Source organism: Nostoc paludosum FACHB-159 (assembly GCF_014698835.1).
GTDB classification, from domain to species: domain Bacteria; phylum Cyanobacteriota; class Cyanobacteriia; order Cyanobacteriales; family Nostocaceae; genus Nostoc; species Nostoc paludosum.
Map to the genome: position 1 here is coordinate 34,865 of NZ_JACJTU010000024.1, position 20,124 is coordinate 54,988.

23 protein-coding genes and 1 pseudogene are annotated in these 20,124 nt (G+C 42.4%); 10 read left to right on the top strand and 14 right to left on the bottom strand.

What is annotated here, in order from left to right:
• Positions 1-118: 118 nt before the first annotated feature.
• The gene (locus H6H03_RS22965; RefSeq protein ID WP_190957380.1) at positions 119-760 is read right to left on the bottom strand and encodes a hypothetical protein; all 642 of its coding nucleotides are present in this window, start codon (positions 758-760) and stop codon (positions 119-121) included.
• A 619-nt stretch (positions 761-1,379) separates the two neighbouring features.
• Here H6H03_RS22965 and rpsD point away from each other — a divergent pair.
• Positions 1,380-1,988, top strand: coding sequence for a 30S ribosomal protein S4 (rpsD, locus tag H6H03_RS22970; protein ID WP_096536603.1), 609 nt, complete (start codon positions 1,380-1,382; stop codon positions 1,986-1,988).
• Between the two features lie 73 nt (positions 1,989-2,061).
• Here rpsD and moaA read toward each other — a convergent pair whose 3' ends face one another.
• Positions 2,062-3,048, bottom strand: a complete 987-nt coding sequence (gene moaA / locus H6H03_RS22975; protein ID WP_190957381.1) for a GTP 3',8-cyclase MoaA — start codon at positions 3,046-3,048, stop codon at positions 2,062-2,064.
• Positions 3,049-3,214: 166 nt separating this feature from the next.
• On the opposite strand from moaA, the gene H6H03_RS22980 reads away from it, so the two are divergent.
• On the top strand, positions 3,215-4,246 hold the full coding sequence (locus H6H03_RS22980; RefSeq protein WP_190957382.1) for a hypothetical protein: 1,032 nt from the start codon (positions 3,215-3,217) through the stop codon (positions 4,244-4,246).
• 3 nt (positions 4,247-4,249) lie between these two features.
• Positions 4,250-4,471, top strand: coding sequence for a hypothetical protein (locus H6H03_RS22985; protein WP_190957383.1), 222 nt, complete (start codon positions 4,250-4,252; stop codon positions 4,469-4,471).
• Here the strand turns inward: H6H03_RS22985 and H6H03_RS42080 are convergent.
• The 6 genes and pseudogenes from H6H03_RS42080 to H6H03_RS23010 all read right to left on the bottom strand — a co-directional run bounded on the left by H6H03_RS42080 (position 4,425) and on the right by H6H03_RS23010 (position 8,751).
• Positions 4,425-4,601 (bottom strand): DUF6887 family protein, encoded by a 177-nt coding sequence (locus H6H03_RS42080; protein WP_390842896.1) that lies wholly within the window; start codon positions 4,599-4,601, stop codon positions 4,425-4,427. The genes H6H03_RS22985 and H6H03_RS42080 overlap by 47 nt on opposite strands.
• Positions 4,598-4,774: a DUF6888 family protein gene (locus tag H6H03_RS22990; RefSeq protein ID WP_190957384.1), complete on the bottom strand. Its 177-nt coding sequence runs from the start codon at positions 4,772-4,774 to the stop codon at positions 4,598-4,600. The genes H6H03_RS42080 and H6H03_RS22990 overlap by 4 nt, the downstream gene beginning before the upstream one ends.
• Before the next feature lie 293 nt (positions 4,775-5,067).
• Positions 5,068-5,292: a hypothetical protein gene (locus H6H03_RS22995; protein ID WP_190957385.1), complete on the bottom strand. Its 225-nt coding sequence runs from the start codon at positions 5,290-5,292 to the stop codon at positions 5,068-5,070.
• Positions 5,270-5,524 (bottom strand): annotated as a pseudogene (locus tag H6H03_RS23000) (BrnT family toxin); the annotation flags it as partial. The gene H6H03_RS22995 and the pseudogene H6H03_RS23000, both read right to left, overlap by 23 nt.
• A 255-nt stretch (positions 5,525-5,779) precedes the next feature.
• A complete protein-coding gene (locus H6H03_RS23005; RefSeq protein WP_190957386.1) occupies positions 5,780-8,122 on the bottom strand; it encodes a filamentous hemagglutinin N-terminal domain-containing protein in 2,343 nt (780 codons plus the stop codon).
• A 308-nt stretch (positions 8,123-8,430) separates the two neighbouring features.
• The gene (locus H6H03_RS23010) at positions 8,431-8,751 is read right to left on the bottom strand and encodes a hypothetical protein (protein ID WP_190957387.1); all 321 of its coding nucleotides are present in this window, start codon (positions 8,749-8,751) and stop codon (positions 8,431-8,433) included.
• A 349-nt stretch (positions 8,752-9,100) separates the two neighbouring features.
• Between H6H03_RS23010 and H6H03_RS23015 the strand changes: the two genes are divergently transcribed.
• A complete protein-coding gene (locus tag H6H03_RS23015; protein ID WP_190957388.1) occupies positions 9,101-9,259 on the top strand; it encodes a hypothetical protein in 159 nt (52 codons plus the stop codon).
• On the opposite strand, the gene H6H03_RS23020 is transcribed toward H6H03_RS23015, so the two are convergent.
• From H6H03_RS23020 to H6H03_RS23040, 5 genes are all read right to left on the bottom strand, one after another.
• Positions 9,256-9,738, bottom strand: a complete 483-nt coding sequence (locus tag H6H03_RS23020; RefSeq protein ID WP_190957389.1) for a hypothetical protein — start codon at positions 9,736-9,738, stop codon at positions 9,256-9,258. The genes H6H03_RS23015 and H6H03_RS23020 overlap by 4 nt on opposite strands.
• A 171-nt stretch (positions 9,739-9,909) precedes the next feature.
• The gene (locus H6H03_RS23025) at positions 9,910-12,366 is read right to left on the bottom strand and encodes a two-partner secretion domain-containing protein (RefSeq protein WP_190957390.1); all 2,457 of its coding nucleotides are present in this window, start codon (positions 12,364-12,366) and stop codon (positions 9,910-9,912) included.
• A gap of 74 nt (positions 12,367-12,440) precedes the next feature.
• Positions 12,441-12,758, bottom strand: a complete 318-nt coding sequence (locus H6H03_RS23030; RefSeq protein WP_190957391.1) for a hypothetical protein — start codon at positions 12,756-12,758, stop codon at positions 12,441-12,443.
• A gap of 60 nt (positions 12,759-12,818) precedes the next feature.
• Positions 12,819-13,046, bottom strand: coding sequence for a hypothetical protein (locus tag H6H03_RS23035; RefSeq protein ID WP_190957392.1), 228 nt, complete (start codon positions 13,044-13,046; stop codon positions 12,819-12,821).
• A gap of 90 nt (positions 13,047-13,136) precedes the next feature.
• Positions 13,137-13,964 carry a carbohydrate ABC transporter permease gene (locus H6H03_RS23040; protein WP_190957393.1) on the bottom strand — a complete coding sequence of 276 codons (828 nt, stop codon included), beginning with the start codon at positions 13,962-13,964 and terminating at the stop codon, positions 13,137-13,139.
• Between the two features lie 178 nt (positions 13,965-14,142).
• Between H6H03_RS23040 and H6H03_RS23045 the strand changes: the two genes are divergently transcribed.
• The 6 genes from H6H03_RS23045 to H6H03_RS23070 all read left to right on the top strand — a co-directional run bounded on the left by H6H03_RS23045 (position 14,143) and on the right by H6H03_RS23070 (position 19,396).
• Positions 14,143-14,841 carry an aldehyde oxygenase (deformylating) gene (locus tag H6H03_RS23045; RefSeq protein ID WP_190957394.1) on the top strand — a complete coding sequence of 233 codons (699 nt, stop codon included), beginning with the start codon at positions 14,143-14,145 and terminating at the stop codon, positions 14,839-14,841.
• A 184-nt stretch (positions 14,842-15,025) separates the two neighbouring features.
• Positions 15,026-16,045: a long-chain acyl-[acyl-carrier-protein] reductase gene (locus H6H03_RS23050; RefSeq protein ID WP_190957395.1), complete on the top strand. Its 1,020-nt coding sequence runs from the start codon at positions 15,026-15,028 to the stop codon at positions 16,043-16,045.
• 143 nt (positions 16,046-16,188) lie between these two features.
• Positions 16,189-17,169: an acetyl-CoA carboxylase carboxyltransferase subunit alpha gene (locus H6H03_RS23055; protein WP_190957396.1), complete on the top strand. Its 981-nt coding sequence runs from the start codon at positions 16,189-16,191 to the stop codon at positions 17,167-17,169.
• Between the two features lie 359 nt (positions 17,170-17,528).
• The gene (locus tag H6H03_RS23060) at positions 17,529-18,254 is read left to right on the top strand and encodes an SDR family oxidoreductase (protein WP_190957397.1); all 726 of its coding nucleotides are present in this window, start codon (positions 17,529-17,531) and stop codon (positions 18,252-18,254) included.
• A gap of 207 nt (positions 18,255-18,461) precedes the next feature.
• Positions 18,462-19,169 (top strand): GTP cyclohydrolase I FolE, encoded by a 708-nt coding sequence (gene folE, locus H6H03_RS23065; protein WP_190957398.1) that lies wholly within the window; start codon positions 18,462-18,464, stop codon positions 19,167-19,169.
• Between the two features lie 11 nt (positions 19,170-19,180).
• Positions 19,181-19,396 carry a collagen-like triple helix repeat-containing protein gene (locus tag H6H03_RS23070; RefSeq protein WP_190957399.1) on the top strand — a complete coding sequence of 72 codons (216 nt, stop codon included), beginning with the start codon at positions 19,181-19,183 and terminating at the stop codon, positions 19,394-19,396.
• Here H6H03_RS23070 and H6H03_RS23075 read toward each other — a convergent pair.
• Complete coding sequence (locus H6H03_RS23075) at positions 19,379-20,011, bottom strand: phosphoribosylanthranilate isomerase (RefSeq protein WP_190957400.1); 633 nt, start codon at positions 20,009-20,011, stop codon at positions 19,379-19,381. The two genes, H6H03_RS23070 and H6H03_RS23075, sit on opposite strands and share 18 nt — an antisense overlap.
• Positions 20,012-20,124: the final 113 nt, after the last annotated feature.

Genomic DNA, 20,124 nt, shown 5'->3' on the forward strand with positions numbered 1-20,124 from the left:
AGCAAAACCCAACCTTATTAATTCAGATCCAATGATTTATTTTTTGGTAGTCCCTGAATAGAACTGGCTATTAGCCAACTCTATAAACCTATATTTTCAGCAATTGCAAAGCACCTGATTAATTAGTGCCAGGCTGGGTTGGAATAAGCTGTTGTTGCGTTGGGACTGGCGTAGTTTCCAAACTAGGGCTTGAACCAGTCGGTAATAGAGTCGGTGGTGTAGATGAAGAAACCCCGATAATGCTACTGTCACTGCCATCAATACAAGTGTCTAATGCCTGGTTAGGAGGAAGCTCGATTTTACTCAGCAAGCCAACTACACACTGACCAAAGCGCACGGGTAACAAACTGCGACCACAGTAATTTAAGGCTGCTGGATTAATTGCTTCCTTGGTTATTGAGCTGACGCCAACTACACAGGTAGCTAACTCCTCAGGACGCCTAGCTCTCCCACAGTAAGAAAGGGCATCTGCGGCTGTAATTTCAGTTTGCCTGTCAATTTTAACTATGCAAGCGCCAAAATCCCTGGGACGTAGTGCATTGGCACAGCCTTGTGATGCTGCTTCTGGCGTTATACCGGCCTTTACAAGACCCTCTGCACAAACACTGTAATCATTCCTGTAGGAGGCAGCGATCGCCATATCAGGTAAAATCGCTGTCAACAATCCAGTTATTGCCAAAACTGGTACTGTTACAATCCCAAAGGTAGAACTAGCTTGTTTGTTCTGACCTTTGCTAACCGCTTTTTTGCTCTTTAACATTGCCATTCTCCAAACACCCAAAGTAATGCTAACTCAAATATCTGAAAAATCCTCAGGAATCAGGCACAATTCAGGATTCAGAACTCACAATTGAGGGGTCAGAATGCTTTTAGGTTGAGTATTCAACCGAGCAACATCTATACAAGATTGATTATCCTAGAAATTGTGTTAATATAGGGAATTGTGTTAATATTATGATTTCTTTGAAAAAGATAACAGATTTTCAGGAAACTGAAGTAATCAACCTCAGTCTGTAGCCAAGCAAAAAGCTTGTTTTACTCCTGAATTCTGGCTTGGGAATTCTGAATTCTGACTCAGGAATTGCTGAATTCTACTCTAAGTAGGTAACGTAAAAAGTATTTGAGAATAACAATACTGCGTAAACCAATCTTACGATTGAGTAGCCTACGAAACCAAATAAACACAAAAAAACTAATTGCAAGAGTACGATACGGCACGTCGGAATTAACGCTTGGGGAGAAGATGCTTGTACTTTGGAAAGATACGTCAGACCAAGGCAAGCACCCTCGTAGAACCAAGAATCTCCTGATTTTTAATCAGTGGAGTGTCAAAATAGATGTTTGGGTAAAGTTTAAACAGGATTAGATTAAGGAAACTCATGTCCCGATACAGAGGGCCACGCCTCAGAATTATACGTCGCTTGGGCGACCTGCCTGGATTAACTCGTAAAAGCGCCAGACGTGCTTATCCACCAGGTCAGCATGGTCAGAACCGCAAGAAGCGCTCTGAGTATGCCATCCGTCTAGAAGAAAAGCAAAAGCTCCGTTTCAACTACGGTTTGACGGAAAAGCAACTGCTACGCTATGTGCGGAAAGCCAGACGTGTTACTGGTTCTACCGGACAAGTGTTGCTGCAATTGCTAGAAATGCGTTTGGATAACACTGTTTTTCGCTTGGGTCTAGCTCCAACGATTCCAGCGGCTCGTCAATTGGTGAACCACGGTCACATTACTGTTAACGGCCGTGTAGTTAATATTGCCAGCTATCAATGCCGTGCTGGTGAAACGATCGCTGTCAGAGATCGGGAACAATCACGCAAGTTGGTGGAAAATAACTTACAATATCCCGGTTTGGCTAACCTTCCTAGTCACCTGGAGTTTGACAAAAATAAGTTGGTTGGAAAAGTCAACGGTATTATTGAGCGGGAATGGGTGGCACTACAAGTTAACGAACTACTTGTGGTGGAATACTACTCACGACAAGCGTAAGCAGTTAGGAGTTATGAGTTATGAGTTGAAAGACGATAACTCCTAGCTCCTCACACCTCACTCCTAACTATTTTCATCCGCCAATTTGCGACATGGTACGGGTATATGCACCCTTGATACCAGAGTCGCGTACCTTAAAGTTGATTTCTGGCTTGATTGCTAGTAAACGTCTCACCTGCTCTTTTAGTTGAGCAGTACTAGTACCAGAACGCAGGGCAGTTTTTAGGTCGAGTTGACCAGTTTCATTCAATAAACACGGACGCAGCCAACCATCAGCACTCAGGCGCATCCTGTTACAACGATCGCAAAAACATTCCGACATTTGACTAATAAATCCCAGAGTTCCCTTCGCTCCCGGAATCTTAAACACATCAGCAGGGCCAGAACCACGAACTTGGGATTCTGTCAAGCCCCAACGTTCGCGGATGCGTTGGCGTAAATCGGCTGAAGATACCCAACCGCGATCGCCAAACAAATTCAAATTGCCAATGGGCATAAACTCGATAAATCTCACATGCCACTGTCTATTTATGGTCAGGGCGGCTAAATCTAAAACTTCGCTATCGTTAACGCCAGGAATGACTACCACATTCAGTTTCAGTGGGTCAAATCCGACTTCATAGGCAACTTGAATACCATCCCAAACTTGCTGCCAACGAGAACGACCGCGATTACCAATAATTTGATCGAAAGTGTCGGGGTCGAGAGAATCCAGACTAATATTAATGCGCCGCAGACCTGCATTGTAGAGGTCTTGTGCCATTGGGGCAAGCAAAAACCCGTTGGTGGTCATTGACAAATCTTGAGTTTGGGGAAAAGAGGCGATCGCACCTACTAAATCCACCACACGGGGGCGTAGTAACGGTTCACCCCCAGTCAAACGAAAGCGGCTAAAACCAAGAGGAATAAATACCTCTTGCAAGAGAACGAGCAGTTCTTCATCACTCAACAGCTGTTGCTTGAGAATATAGTCCAGTTCTACTCCCTCTGGCATACAGTATTGACAACGGAAGTTGCAGCGATCGATTAAACTAATCCGGAGGTAGTCTACCTGGTTCATTGTTTTTTATTTTTATTGTCTTTGAATAATTAAAAACACCACTGAGGTGGTTTACCCCTTTATCTATGTTTGTTGTAATTGAAAATACCGTCTTGTCCCTTAAGTTAGAATTCCCAGATTGTGGCATAATAAGCCGGTCGCATACACTACTCGTTAGCTATCAATTGTGCAAGATACCGACTCCATCAACGACCTTGCTGCTGCTTTGCAACAGCCAGCAGATCTCACCTTTGAACTACCAGATCCAGAAGATGAACAGATTCTAGAGTCAGATTTTCAACAGCAGCTCGAAATAGCTTGGCAGGTATGCGATCGCTTCGATTTGCAAACTGAAATCTGGCGGGGGCGAATTTTACGTGCAATCCGCGACAGAGAGAAAATTGGTGGTGACGGACGCGGTACAGGTTTTCTCAGATGGCTAAAAGAACGGGAAATCAGCAAAAGTCAAGCTTATGCCTGGATTCAACTGGCTAATAGTGCTGATACTCTTTTAGAAGAAGGCAAACTAGACCCCAGCGCAGTGAATAACTTTAGCAAACGGGCATTTGTCGAAACCTCCAAAGCCGTCCCAGAAGTACAACACATGGTGACTGAAGCCGCCCAAAAAGGCGATCGCATCACCAGGCGAGAAGTGCGACAACTCACCGATGAATGGACAGCTATGTCCTCAGAATTACTACCGGAACCAGTCAGAGCAAAAGCCGCAGATAACACACTACCGCCGCGCTACATTGCCCCTCTGGTAAAAGAAATGGAAAAACTGCCAGAATCGCACCAAAAGTTTATCCAGAAGGAAATAGCTGCCAATCCTGATGTAGATACCTTGAAACAGGTAACTACAGAAGCGCGTAATTTAGCAAAATACCTCAAAGGGGCAGCTCAAGTCCAGGCCTTGGTGCAGGAAAATATTGATATCGAAACAGCCTTAGAAGAAGCGCAAAGAGTAGGCTGTTTGAGTATTGCTGCTGATTTAGTCAATCAAGCGTCTCAAATGGAACAAACCATCGCCAAACTGTATATGACTTGGAAACGTATCGGCAATTTGGCAGATAGATTATATGTAGATACTGGCGCAAGTACACCTAATTTGCGATCGCTCCTCAGTTGCTTAGAACCTCTGGGTGGTGAAATCATGGAATTGCAACTCAGTGGTACGACAGAACACACTGTACGTTTGCAGATTCAGGAGACGAATTAGGGCATGGGGCATTGGGCATGGGGCATTGGAGGTGTGGGAGGTGTGGGAGGTGTGGGAGGATGGGGAAGAAATCTTTCCCCCCACACTCCCCACACTTCCCCATCTCCCTCACTCCCTGCGTCCCCGCGTCTCCCCATCTCCCCATCTCCCTCATCTCCTCCACCAGCCCTCGACCGGCCTAGGATGCCATTCTCTTTTTTATTTCCTCTATTAATTGTTCTGTAGTCTTGACTACTACACGTCCAGGCTTTGACCTAACAATTTCCATATAGTGCTGAAATGCGTCTTCATCGTCAGGGTGTGCAATCACGTATTTTCTCAGTTCTGCTTCGCTAAGGCTTAAATAGTCATTCATTCTATTATTTTCTCCCCATTACTAAGAATTTCTACTTGGATAAATTCACCAATCAAAATTACGATTCGGTTACTTCTCTCATCAAATCTCACCAGGGTTATGTCACGGAATAAATTGCTAGTGCGAACGCAAAAATCAAAAAATGCTTCAAGTTGCTCGACCGTAGGTTTCATTAGTTATTGTTTACTTTTCCTTACCCTCCTTGAAAATCATATTTGGGGAAATTTAAAACTTAATTTAAGTTAATTTTGTCTTCGTATTCAATACCCAACCATCCCATCATCTCAAATTACAAACATACGTTGAGAGAGTCTTTGTTAGAGGCTCTCTCAACACCTTAGAGGAATGATTATAATTTTTACTGAGTTTTTTGGCTGATCTATTCACACCCAAATTAATGCGACGAATGTTTCACCCACCTCCCTCATCTCCCTCATCTCCCCACTCCTACACTCCTACTGCCTCTCTAAACTTTGGGAATTGCTGACAGTAAGGCACGCAGAGCATTATTAACAGCTTCTGATGTTTTGAATACCTCAGCAACATCGGCATCAAGGGTAACTATCAAAGGAGCCTTTTTGCCCTGAGAGGCGAAACTGTTAGGCAAGGCTTTGCAATAGTCAAAGTTATACTCTCCAAGCAAGTCATCATTTGTGTTGTTGGGAGATTCAGAAGCCTGTGAATTCTTCATAATCTCTTCGTTCTTTTTTGGTTGCTAGACGTGCGCTAATGATACGGATAACGTTTGCTCTTTCAGTAAAACAGACTAATAACAGGCGATTATCTTGGTCATATACGATAATGATTTCCCGTCCTTCACCAACAGAATGCCATTCATCATCGAATATATAAGCTAGAGAGTCATTGAAGATTGTCATAGCTACTTCAAAGCTGATGCCCTGCTTGTTGAGATTAAAACTAGCTTTTTGGTTATCTCACTTAAATTCTAGATTCATATCCTGATATGAGGCTACTTACAGTGAAATTGCAAGCTTTGGGAAAGGAGCAGAAATGTAGCCAGCCGTAGGCATCGCGTATGGCCGCAAAGTTACGAGAATTGAACATCGATCCAGAGAATTTTTAACTTCTAGCCGATTTTAATTGCCTGCAAGATTGCAGGGTAACACAGCTGTGTTACACTACTGCCGATCCATACTGAAAACGTTATATCTGAATTTCTAATTAGCAGCGCAAGATGCAGCTGTAAGCGATGAATTATGGGGCGTTGCAGTTGGTACTTGAGCAACCAGAACCACGTTACCATTGGCATCCGTTACCCATCCTTGGGCTTCGACAATTTCACTAGGTTCGTTGACAGAATTCACTTTCTGTGATTTTGTGTTCTGCTGCTTTTCAACAACTACTCTATTGTTCATTCCGTTAGCGCGATTCTCACTTTCTGGATTCAGTGTTATCCAATCTGCTAGGACTGCATCAGCCATCAAAGGCTGTGTGGGATCGGGTGTTGTTCCTCCACGCCCAATGTTATTAAATGAACTCCTGGCCGTTTTTGCACCAGAACCACAACCAGCAGCAATTTGCTGAGAAGGATCGACTAGATTTGCAGGTAGTTCCACTAATCCCTTACTGGGGTCAACATCTGGCGAGTTAATTTCTACGGTGCCATCTAATGAAGAGTTTTCCTGAGAAAAAGCTGTGATGTCATTTGTTCGCAGATTATTCGGGTCTTTTTCCCCTGTTGGATCGAGCCTCTCTACCTCTGCACCGGTGCGCCTTACAAATCCAAAGATATTTTTAGTAGTAATTGTGATTTTGCCACCAGAGCCAGAGATGGCATTAGCAGTGATATCGCTATTTCCAAAGAAAGGAGCGACGATGAAGCCATTTGGTGCATTGATCCTGATATTACCCCCATCTCCATTACCTTCTGCATTAGTGGATATTTGGCTGTTGCGGCGCATCAGTAATAAGTCCCGCACCTCTAGTGAAATATTCCCCCCCAGCCCCGACTTATTATTAGAAGTGAGGCTCCCTTCGTCGAGCAGAATGTAGCGAGCAGTTATGTTTAGTGCACCTGGTGTGCCTGGATTACTTGTATCTCCTTGGGAAATTGCGTTACCTGCAACCCTAACGCTCACAGTGATTTCACCTCCATCGCGCACAATCAATTGTCCTGTGGAGATATCAACTATTCCCGCGTTTCCGAAGTTTAGAGTTGATGCCGACAAAATACTGGGGCGATTTGGTATTGGCTTTCCAGATATCTCTACTGACTCCAAAGCTCTCACAGTTATATTCCCTCCTTTTCCTTCACCGGATATTACTTGTGAGTTTTGTACTGTTCCACTAGACTCTGCTGTTAACCTTGCCCCATCTTTGATACGCAATTTTCCAGTTGTGATTGTAATGTTACCCGCCTTCCCTTCACCAGCGCTGACAGTAAAAAATCCAGTCAGAGTATTTGGCGATCTAAGACTACCAATTAGCTCCACGGAATCGGAGGCATCAATAATCAAATTTCCCCCAGCACCCTTATTTCTAGCAGTAGTAGTAGTTACTTGTGCACCATCCTGAACAATTAATTTCCTTGTAGTAATTTTTATACTTTCCCCATCTTCATTACCCCTAGTTTGACTTATCAAACTGACACCATTGCCAGTCAGTTCTAAGCCCTTAGCCTGCACCTGAATACTACCGCCACGACCAGATACATTACTAGCATCAACCTGAGACGGAATTTCAGAACCATTAGCTACTCGCCCGATTAGTCTAATGTTCTGGAAATTTTGGACATTTTCATATCCAAAGGACAAATCCTGGTTTGTTTGATTTACACTTACCAAACTATTGGCAGTGACACTGCCTAACTCAATTCGTCCTGACACTGCTGTTAAATTTCCGCCTTCTAATGTTATGTCACCACCTATAAGTGCTAAGGTTTTGCCTGGTTGCACTTGTAGACCCACGGGACGCCGTAAGATATTAGTTGTGTTATCTCGACTAGGTGCTTGGGATTGATTGCGGATAGGCTCCGCAGTTGCCCCAAATTCTAACCCAATGGGAACACTTACTTTCAGCAACGGTACAGTTTGGGGATCAGTGGCGCTAAATTTACTACCATCGGCAAAGTTCACACTACTCGCTGTACTCGCCACAAATGATCCGCCGATGTTTAAAGAAGCATTGGAACCAAAAATAATCCCGTTGGGATTAATTAGAAACAGGTTCGCTTTGTGTTGAGCTTTAATGATGCCTTCAATATTAGAAAAGGATTTCCCTGTTACTCGGCTAATAATGTTTTCAACACCTTCAGTATTTATAAACTCAGCAGTAGCTCCAGGAAGTACAGAAAAATCTTTAAAACTGTGGAACAAATTGCTTCCTACTGCGGTTCCACCTTCAATAGTTGTGATATTGCCTTGTGTTGTAACAACAGAATTAGTAGATAGAGTACCATCTGGAATAATTGTGGTTTGGGCAATAGCAAAATTTGTGTAGAAAACTATTGCACCACCTGTTGCAACTCCTACCGCTTTAGACCAGATCCAAAGATTACCCATACTGGATATTGCACCTTTCCGAATAAAGTAAAAGCTGCTAAACAACAACGCTATACCTAAGATTAAATTGGCTACAGTAAAATTGGTAATTGGGTTTCGACTTTTACCAAAATTGATAGCGTTTTACATTTTTCAAAAAAAATAAACTGCGAATATCAAAATGTTGGTTTTATATTTATAAACTATTGTTTTGAATGCGATAGTTTATAAATATAATTCATGGATATTTTATCAACTTAAACTTTTTTACTGTTCAGGTATTAGTAATAAAATAAGAACAGATATTAAGTTGACAGTACTGTTAAGGATTAACGGCACGGGCAATCAACAAGTTTACCTTCATCTTCTGACCAACAAGTACAAACTGATAAATGGATAAGCTTGCTTGGAAGTAATCCTAAAAAGTTCTGTAACTGTTGACCTTCATTAGCTTGATTAGATTGGAGTTTAGTTAAATCAAGTGTACACTGAAATTTGATAACTTCTTGTGATGATATACCATACTTTTCGAGTATTTTTCTGAAGTTAGCTTTATTCAGACTCTCACACATTTCCTGCTGAATATCATCTTGTAACTTCTGTAATGTTTGAGCATCTAAAACTGTTGGCTGTAATGTTTGAGAATCCATGAATTATGCTCTCCTTGCAGATCGATAGATGTAGAAACTTTTGTTGTGATGTACTAATTTAAATTGAATTCGATTAGTACAGCTTGGCAACTAAGGAATCAGATATACAGAGTCTAGACTGGCCCGATCGCCTTACCCTTTATAAAGCTCTTGCGAACTCCCATAATTATGACTTCAGCTTGACTAGTAATAATTACGCATTGTTTAACATAACTTCATATATTTTTCTTGGATTTCCTTAAAGCATTGATGAATCTGGTTGCTAACTGTTGTTGATGCAACAAGAATAATTGATACCTCCTCTAATCTCTCGCTGAGTAAAAGAGTAGACAAAATAAGGTGTAAGCCTATGTTTGTTGTGTCGGTGTTGGGGATGATGGAACAAGCATCCCATCCACACATGAGTTTGAGTACAAGGGGCGATCGCTCCTCTCAATGTCATAACCAAGAGGCGACCATACAAGGGGCGATCGCTTATGTCAACGAAAGTGGGATGTTCTCAAATTAACGGCAGGGGCAGGTAACAAAGTCATGTATAATATTTGACCAGCAAGTGCAACTTGCTAACTGGATAGGGTTAGCTGGAATTACTAGTGGTAAATAATCCGTCACTTGTTTTTCTCCATCAGTATTTTTATCTTGAATTTCTGATGGATCAATACTGTAATTAAATTCCAGGATATTATCTTTTGATACGCTATAGTTTTGATCCGTTAAACGGTTAATAATATTCTCAGTCTCTGTGTTGCTTTTGCAGTAAAGTGTGCTTAGGGTAGGAACAGAAAATAGTTTAAAACTCTGCGGTAGATTACTTTCAGATTGGGTTCTACCTTTAATCATTCTGATACTCTCCTGTGTTGGAATACCAAAATTATTAGGTAAAGTATCATCCTGATGAATTTGAGCAATAGCAGAATTTCCAGATATAACTATTACACCAGTTACCGCAATTCCTAGACCTTTAACCCAGTGCTTAACATTGGTCATAACTAGATATTTCACCTTTTTCAAGAAGTAACAATTGCCGACAGCAGGAAAGCTTGAGTAATTTCATGCAGCATACATCTAAATTTCTAATCAATTTTTTATTTTTTATCAGAGTTTATAAACTTTCACTTCTGCACACAATTAATCAACGTTAGTCAACAAAGCCAATTTTTAATTAGCAGGACAAGATGCAGCCGTGAGCATCGAAGTATAAGGCATCCCAGTGGGTACTTCAGCAACCAAAACCACGTTACCATTGGCATCGAATATCCATCCTTGGGCTTCGACAATTTCACTAGGTTCGTTGACAGAATCCACTTTTTGTGAGCCGTCTGTATTTCGCTGTGCCTGAATATCTTTATTCTCGATTCCCTCAGCACGATTTTCAGTTTCTGGATTTAGTGTTATCCAATCTGCTAGCACTGCATCAGCTATCAACGGCTGTGTAGGATCGGCTAATGTTCCTCCGCGTCCAGTGTTAGTAAATGAACTCCTGGCTGCTGTCCCACCAGAACCACAACCAGCAGCAATTTGCTGGGAAGCGTCTACTAAATTTCTCGGTAGTTCCACTAAGCCTTTACTGGGGTCTACATCTGGAGAGTTGATTTGTACTGTGCCACCTAATGAAGGATTTTGTTGAGAAAATGCCGTGATGTCACTTGTTTGTAGGTTATTTGGGTTTATTTCTTGTGCATCTAACTTTTCTACATCTGCACGGGTGCGGGGGAGAAATCCAAAGATGTTTTTAGTGGCGATCGCAATCTTACCACCAGTCCCAGAGAAAGCATTGGCGGTGATATCGCTATTTGCAAAAAGCGGAGCGACAACAAAGCCATTAGGTGCATTGATGGTGATGTTACCGCCAGTTTTATCACCCCCGGCGTTAGTCGATATTTGACTACTACCGCGCATCAATAATAAGTCCCGCACCTGTAAGCTAATATTTCCGCCTTGGCCTGATTCACTATTAGATATGAGTTTTCCTTTATTGTCCAGCAAAATAGAGTTAGCAGTTATATCTAAATCGCCTGCTTTACCTAAATTTTTTGGATCTCCTCCCACATAAATGACATTCTTTCGAGCTTGGCTGTTGACAGTTATTGCAGCTCCATCTTTGATAATCAATTGCCCTGTTCTTACCGTTAAGTTTCCTCCATCTCCAGGGCCTTCAGTTCTGGAAAACAAGCCACTGACCCTAGAACCATTTGGTGAAGTTCCTATTAGTTCAATAGACTCAGAGGCGTTCACCGTCAACTTTCCTCCCTTTCCTGTAACTGGTGTAAATTCGTTAAGTTTAAATCTATAGATGCCTTCAGAACTTGTTGATATTCTTGCTCCACCATGAATACGCAACTTCCCCGTGTTGATTGTTATGTTGCCAGCATTTTGACTACCAAAAGTTTCACTAAATAATCCGCTGGATACTATATCACTACCATCTGGCAACATAGGAACAGAGAAGCCGCTGATTAGTTCTACTGAATCTGACGCGTTAATGGTCAATTCCCCTGATAGTCCTGAGCCACCATTAAAAATTGATACCTGCGCTCCATCTTTAGCAATGAACTTTTTAGTAGTGATATTTATGCTTCCAGAGTTTCCGGTCTTCAAAGTTCCAGTAGCTAAGAACGCATTTTTTCCAAGTTCCACAGATTCCGTAGCGTTAACTTCTATATTTCCTCCTGGTTCCATTCCCAAATTAAAAGCAAACATGTATGAACCGTCTACCAGAACACGTTTGCCTTGGAGGTTGATATTACCGCTAGTTTCGCCAGTGGTATCTACTGTAGAGAAAATTTTATTTAACTTGATGAATTCGATATTTTGAAAATTTTTAACCCCATCGTATCTAAATGCCCAAGCTTGATTTACTGAACTCACAGTGACCAAACTATAAGGAGCAACGCTTCCTAATTCAATTCTTCCTGCATTTGCAGTTAAATTTCCACCCTCTAGTGTTATGTCACCGCCGATGAGTGCTAACATTTTGCCTGGCTGCACTTGTAGTCCAACACCTTGCCCAACGCTGTTAGTTGCACCTTGTGGGCTTGCTTGGGATTGATTGCGAATGGGAGCCGCAGTTGATCCAAATTCTAAGCCAATGGGAGCGCTTACTGTCAACAGAGGTGCAGATTGAGGAACTGTAGCACTAAATTTTGTACCATCAGCAAAGTTTAAACTACTTGCCGTACTAGCTACAAATGAACCATCAATGTTTAAAGAAGCATTTTTACCAAAAATAATGCCGTTGGGATTAATCAAAAATAGGTTGGCATTACCATTTGTTTTGATAATGCCCTCTATATTAGAAATAGAATTGCCGGTGACTCGGCTGATAATATTGTGAGTATCTATTGGATTGTTAAAATACGCTGTCATTCCTTCAGACACAGAAAACTTGTCAAAGCTGTGGAACAAGTTTTTGGAGCGTATTGCTCCGCCATCAATCTGCTCTATGGACTGACCATCAATTAACTTTGGTGTAACGATTGAACTTTCAACTCCAAGGGTGTCATCCTTTTGAATTTGGGCTAAAGCAAAACCCTCACAGTAAGTGAGTACTCCAGCAATTGCTAGAGTACTCACTATCCCTAATTCCCAGTACAAACTGCTTCGATTTTGAGACATTATCAACTTGCGCTCAAAAAATCAGAGTTATTGACTAGGATAAACTTTTTACAAAAACTAAATTATTAAATTATTTAGCAGTTGCAACCTAAAGGGCTACCAGTTGAAGGGCAAGGGATACACCACGCTTTTTTAACTAACACAATTTCTTCTTTTGGAGTTGTTGCTAATAAAGCATTAGGTTGCTGTTCATCAACTGTATCATCAGATTTGAGTTGATTGGGGTCAAGATTAAACTGCCAATAAACTCTCAAAACTCTATCTTCTAATATGCCGTACTTTTCAAGTAGTGAGTTGAAGTCAGCGTTTTTTAGGGTTTCATCAAATTTTTCCTGAATCTCGCTTTGTAACTGCTCTAATCTTTGAGGGTCTAAGATGGGTTGAGAACTCATGAGTGCTTGGCTTACTGAATGGAATATGTATATTTATTGGTTCAGGTTGGCCTGTAAGAATTACGCACCCTGTAATAAAAGTTGATATTTTTCTCGTGGATTTCCATTAAATATTGCCATTGCAGGTCGATGCAATGCCATTGTCAGTCGATGCAATGCCATTGTCATGCGATGCAATGCCATTGTCATGCGATGCAATGCCATTGTCATGCGATGCAATGCCATTGTCACGCGATACAATGCCATTGACATGATTGTGACGCATTTTTGGCTGAAGACGCGATTCATCGCGTCTCTACAAGTTGTCTATTTGTCGGATTCTTTTTTGAAATTGATATTACACTCGACTCAAAGGGGGTTAGTTAATAGTCAACCTGCCTAATTCTTAATCCCTGTCGTCGCAATACCCTGAATAAACTGACGCTGACCAATCAAAAATAATACCATCACTGGAACTGTGGCTATTGTTACCGCTGCCATCATCAAAGGCCAACTATTCGTAAATTGCTCCTGAAATTCAGCTAACGCTAACTGCACAGTCCTTAATTCCGGTCGTGTGGTAAACACTAAAGGCTTAAACAAATCATTCCATTCGCCGATGAAGGTGAACAAAAATAGTGTTACTAACGCCGGACGGGCTAAAGGTAACATCACTCGCCACAAAATTTGCAGTCGGTTGGCGCCGTCTATGGCTGCGGCTTCTTCTAACTCTAAGGGAATTGTCTGGAAATATTGACGTAGCAAGAAAATACCGAAGCCGTTAACAGCAGTGGGTAAAATTAGTGCCCCATAAGTATTTATCAGGTGTCCCCACTTCAACACCAAAAAAATTGGAATTACCAACAATTGAAAGGGAATCACCAAAGTGGCCAAAACAACCAACAGCAGTGCTTGGCGTCCGCGAAACTTCAGGCGTGCGAGGGCGTAACCAGCTAAAGCAGAGGTGAGAATCTGAAACGCTGTCACAGCGATCGCTACCAAGGTAGAATTAGCAAACGCCAGTAAAAATTTACCTTGTTGCCATGCAGCCTGGTAATTTGCTAAAGACCAGTTATTTTTGGACAAATCTTTTGCAGTGGCGACCGACGGTGCAAAGGAGGTGAGAAAGACCACAAACAGCGGTAGTAGAACGATAAATGCTCCTAGCAGTAACACTACTAGGCTCAAAAAATCGCCAGATTTGAAATTCCAGTTTGGTTTTGACATGAGTTGCACAGCAAAACATTTGTTTCTCTAGTACTAGAGCATCGACCCCAGCAACAGCTAATCTATAAACATAGTTACTTGTTAAGTTAAATTAAACCACAATGATTATTACCCTCTGTTCTTGGGGTAAATTGAATCCTGGTGTCAAATAATTCTTTTTTACAGGAGAAAACATACCATGCAGCAGCTTACAGACCAATCTCATGAAATTGATTTCCACAGTGAAAAATACAAAGACGCCTATAGCCGGATTAATGCCATCGTCATTGAAGGGGAACAAGAAGCCCATGAGAATTACATCCAACTAGCTCAACTGCTGCCAGAATCTGAACAAGAATTAATTCGTTTATCTAAGATGGAAAGTCGCCACAAGAAAGGATTTGAAGCTTGTGGACGCAATTTACAAGTGACTCCAGATTTGCAATTTGCCAAAGAATTTTTCTCTGGACTACACCAAAACTTCCAAACAGCGGCCGCCCAAGGCAAAGTCGTCACTTGTTTGTTGATTCAGTCTTTGATTATTGAATGTTTTGCGATCGCAGCATACAACATCTACATCCCCGTTGCTGATGACTTTGCCCGCAAAATCACTGAGGGAGTAGTCAAAGATGAGTATAGTCATCTCAACTTTGGAGAAGTTTGGCTCAAAGAACACTTTGCCGAATCCAAAGCCGAATTAGAAGAAGCAAATCGCCAAAACCTCCCACTTGTTTGGAAAATGCTCAACCAAGTAGCGGATGATGCCAAAACTTTAGCGATGGAAAAAGAAGCTTTAATAGAAGACTTTATGATTCAGTACGGTGAAGCATTAGGTAACATCGGTTTCAAAACTTTCGAGATTATGCGTTTGTCAGCCCACGGACTCGCAGCGGCTTAAAAACTTAGGAGTGAAAAATAATTCAGCCAGGAATTAGGAATTACAAGAGACGCAATATATTGCGTCTCTACTCCTAACTCTTGTACAGACGCGATGAATCGCGTCTCTTGTACAAACGCGATTCATCGCGTCTCTTCCAACTCATTTCACGCGCTCAAGACAGCACAAGGCTAATAATCATTACATGTTTGGTCTAATTGGACATCTGACTAGTTTAGAACACGCTCAAGCGGTAGCTCAAGAATTGGGATACCCAGAATATGCCGATCAAGGGCTAGACTTTTGGTGCAGCGCCCCACCACAGATTGTTGATAATATCACTGTTACCAGTGTGACTGGACAGAAAATTGAAGGACGCTATGTAGAATCTTGCTTTTTGCCAGAGATGCTAGCTACCCGTCGCATCAAAGCAGCAACGCGTAAAGTGCTTAACGCTATGGCACACGCACAAAAACATGGCATTAATATTACGGCCTTAGGCGGATTTTCCTCGATTATTTTTGAAAATTTTAAATTGGAACAATTTAGCCAAGTCCGCAACATCAAACTAGAATTTGAACGCTTCACTACAGGAAATACTCACACTGCCTATATTATTAGTCGGCAGGTAGAAGAAGCATCAAAACAGTTAGGAATTGAACTCTCAAAAGCAACAGTCGCTGTATGTGGCGCAACTGGCGATATTGGTAGTGCAGTTACACGCTGGCTAGATGCGAGAACAGATGTCCAAGAACTTCTGCTAATAGCCCGCGACCAAGAACGTCTCCAAGAATTGCAAGGTCAACTGGGACGAGGAAAAGTCATGAGTTTGACCCAAGCACTACCCCAAGCTGATATTGTAGTTTGGGTTGCTAGTATGCCCAAAGGCGTGGAAATTGAACCTACCATTTTAAAACGACCATGTTTGTTGATTGATGGTGGTTATCCTAAAAATTTAGCAACAAAAATTCAGCATCCCGGCGTACACGTGTTAAATGGTGGAATTGTAGAGCATTCCCTGGATATTGACTGGAAAATTATGAAAATCGTCAATATGGACGTACCAGCACGCCAGTTGTTTGCTTGTTTTGCAGAATCCATGCTGTTGGAATTTGAGAAGTTGTACACGAACTTTTCATGGGGGCGAAATCAGATTACCGTAGACAAAATGGAGCAGATTGGTCGGGTGTCAGTGAAACATGGATTTAGACCGTTGTTGGTTTAGCAAATGGGGACTGGGGACTGGGTACTGGGGACTGGGGACTGGGTACTGAGAAATCCTTTTCAATTCTCAATCTCCAACACCTAAATACTAAATCCCTATTACCTATTGCCTATTGCCTATTGCCTATTCTCTATCTTCTAACTATGGCAACTACTGAACGTAAACCGCTACTGTTGGATTTTGAAAAACCTCTAGCTGAACTTGCAACCCGAATCGATCAAATTCGGCAACTTGCTGAAGAAAATGGCGTCGATGTTTCTGGTCAAATTCGTCAACTAGAAACACGCGCTATGCAACTGCGTGAGGAAATTTTTAGTAGTTTATCCCCATCCCAGCGATTACAAGTCGCTCGTCATCCGCGCCGCCCTAGTACTCTAGATTACATTCAGGCAATTAGTGATGAATGGATGGAGTTGCATGGCGATCGCACTGGTGGTGACGATCCAGCTTTAGTTGGTGGTGTCGGGCGTCTGGGCGGACAACCCGTGGTGATGTTGGGTCATCAAAAGGGTCGCGATACCAAGGACAATATTGCTCGTAACTTTGGTATGCCTTACCCTGGCGGCTATCGTAAAGCATTGCGGTTGATGGAACACGCCAACAAGTTTGGAATGCCGATTTTAACTTTCATCGACACTCCGGGGGCTTGGTCTGGGGTGGAAGCCGAACACCAAGGTCAAGGGGAAGCGATCGCTTATAACTTGCGCGAAATGTTTTGCTTAGATGTGCCTATTATTTGCACAGTCATCGGTGAAGGTGGTTCTGGTGGCGCACTCGGTATTGGTGTTGGCGATCGGCTACTGATGTTTGAACATTCAGTTTATACCGTTGCTACCCCCGAAGCCTGTGCCGCTATTTTGTGGAAAGATGCTGGCAAGGCTCCCCAAGCCGCCGTCGCTCTGAAAATTATTTCCCACGACCTGAAAAATTTAGGAATTATCGACCAAATTTTGCCAGAACCCATCGGTGGCGCTCATGCCGACCCCTTGAAAGCCGCTACCACTCTCAAGCAAGTACTGTTGGAAAATTTGGAAGAACTTAACCGTTTAACAGCACCCGAACGCCGACAACTGCGCTACGAAAAATTCCGCAAAATTGGTGTTTTTACAGAGGTTGCACATTAACAGCAGTGCATAATTATTATTTAGCCTAGTAGCAATGCTATAATTGCCTATGGTGCTTAAAGATTTTTAACAATCTCATGAGCCATAGGCATTGGCATGTTTGGCAGAACTACTCAATATAATTGAGTGGCTCTTGTATCATTAAGTAATTTACTTTGGGTCTACGGGGTGAATTCTCAAGCGATGATTTGTAGTCTTTACTGAGAAAACCCACAATATACCAGGTATTGCACTGCATAATAGCAGTTGCTTTATGACAATCATCGGATTTTTAGATTCCTTTAATCTATCAAAGCTCAAAGTTCAGAATAATTGGGTGGTAATAGGCTTTGGGAATTGCCAAAAAATTGGGAGACACCATGAGTGCTGAGCAAAAACGACGCGCCTTAATTACTGGGGCAAGTAGTGGGATTGGGAAAGCAACGGCTTTAGCCTTTGCAAAGGCAGGAATAGATGTGGCCTTAGTCAGCCGTTCTTTAGAGAAATTGGAGGCAGTCAAAGAAGCCTTAGAGCATACTGGGGTGGAAGCAAAAGCTTACGCTTTAGATTTAGGGCAAATCTCCCAAGTAAAAGAGAAGATTCAAGCGATCGCCCTTGACTTTGGTGATATAGATATTTTGGTAAACAATGCTGGCATGGGGTATACAGGTAGTTTAATTGAAACTTCTCTCTCAGATTGGCAACAAGTAATTGACCTTAATCTCACCAGTGTGTTTGAGTGTATTACGGCATTATTGCCATTAATGCGCGATCGTGGCAGAGGCACAATTATTAATGTTGCCTCCATTGCCTCCAAGCAAGCATTTCCCTATTGGGGAGCATACAACGTCAGCAAAGCCGGTTTGTTATCCCTCTCTCAAACCTTGGCACAAGAAGAACGCGCCCACGGCATTCGCGTCACAGCCATTTGTCCTGGTGCAGTCAATACCGAAATTTGGGACACACAAACAGTTAAGGCCGATTTTGACCGTTCCAAAATGTTAAACCCAGAAACTATAGGCGAGTTAATTCTCCACTCAGTGTTGTTACCACAACAGGCAGTTATCGATGAATTGACCATAATGCCCAGTGCAGGCGCACTCTAATTGCTTTCGTTAGGAGTTAAGAGTTAAAAGTTCTTGCCCAATCAAAGTATGAAAACGATTTTGTTTGATATCAAACCTTTGTGAGAACGCGAACTGTAGGGTCTTAGCACGTAGATTCATACTGCAATTAACAAGCCCAAATTTTTCAACTCTTAACTCATAACTCTTAACTCATAACTAAATTCAAACCATAACCCAGACTCAACCATGACTATCGCTAGTTCCAACGGTTCTAATTACTCTCAATCGCCTTTAATTTCCGACTTAGCAGAAGCCATAACTCCAAGACCAGATCGCAACACCCACAACGGGAGACAACCAGATGTGTTCCCACCAAAAGAGGAACAGATGGGGCAAATGATGGACGCCGTGCGGACATTAATATTGGGCGTTGGAGAAGACCCAGAACGCGAAGGACTCCTGAAAACTCCCAAACGAGCAGCCGAGGCAATGCGGTTTTTGACTAGCGGCTACAATCAATCTCTTGAAGAACTCGTGAACGATGCCATCTTTGACGAAGGACATAACGAGATGGTACTAGTCCGAGATATTAATTTCTTTAGTCTGTGCGAACATCACATGCTGCCATTTATGGGTAGAGCGCACGTTGCTTATATTCCCAATCAAAAAGTTGTGGGACTGAGTAAGCTAGCCCGAATTGTCGAGATGTATTCCCGCCGCTTGCAAGTACAAGAGAGACTAACCCGTCAAATTGCAGAAGCAATTCAGACCATTCTCGAACCTCAAGGCGTCGCCGTTGTCATGGAAGCCACCCATATGTGCATGGTGATGAGGGGAGTGCAAAAACCAGGTTCTTGGACTGTCACTAGCGCAATGGTTGGTGTATTTCAAGAAGAACACAAAACGCGCGAAGAACTCTTTAACCTAATTCGCCACCAGGCAACGTTTATTTAGGGAATGGGGCATTGGGAGAGGGAGGTGTGAGAGGTGTGGGAGGAGAGGGAGGTGTGGGAGGTGTGGGAGGAGAGGGAGGGGTAGGAGGAAAGGGAAGCATAAATTCTCTTTTTCCCCATCTCCCCACACTCCCCACACTCCCCACACTCCCCACACTCCCCACACTTCCCCATCTCCTCATCTCCTCATCTCCTCATCTCCTCATCTCCCTACTCTCTACTCCCTAGCCGCTCAAACAAGAGTGCTACCTTATCTAAATCCTTATCTCCAGGTGCGCGTTCTACGCCACTAGATAAGTCAATGCCGCTAGGATTTACCTGACTCAAAGCTTGGACAATATTATCTGTTGTTAGTCCCCCAGCTAAAAACCAAGGGCGATTGGGACTATATTGCTGTAACATTGTCCAATCTAAGGTTTTGCCTGTACCACCCAGTTGTTGAGGATGGTAGGCATCGAGTAGTAAAGTATCTACGTACTTTACGTAATCAGCCGTTGTTTCAAGATGCTCAAGACTACGAATTCTAAATGCTTTGAGGATTTCGATATTGGGCAAAGCTTGGCGTAATTGGTCGCAAAATTCTGGCGATTCATCACCGTGTAATTGAACGCCAGTTAACCCAGAATCAACAACTATTTGCTTGATTTCGCCAATGCTAGCGTTGGCAAAAACGCCAATCTTGTCAATATTTTTTGGTAATTGTGCTACTGCTGCTTGAATTTGGGATGTAGTAACATAGCGAGGTGAAGTAGGCACACAAATAAATCCTAGTGCCGTTGCGCCAAGAGAGGCGATCGCTATAGACTGTTCCGGTTGAGTAATACCACAAATCTTAACGCGCATCAAAATTTCACAAATTTAAAATAATCATCAGAAAAGTCTAAACTATCTCAAAAACTTTTGCGCCTCCTAACTTTATAATCTTGTAGGTCTACATTAACCTTCTATTTAGGAGA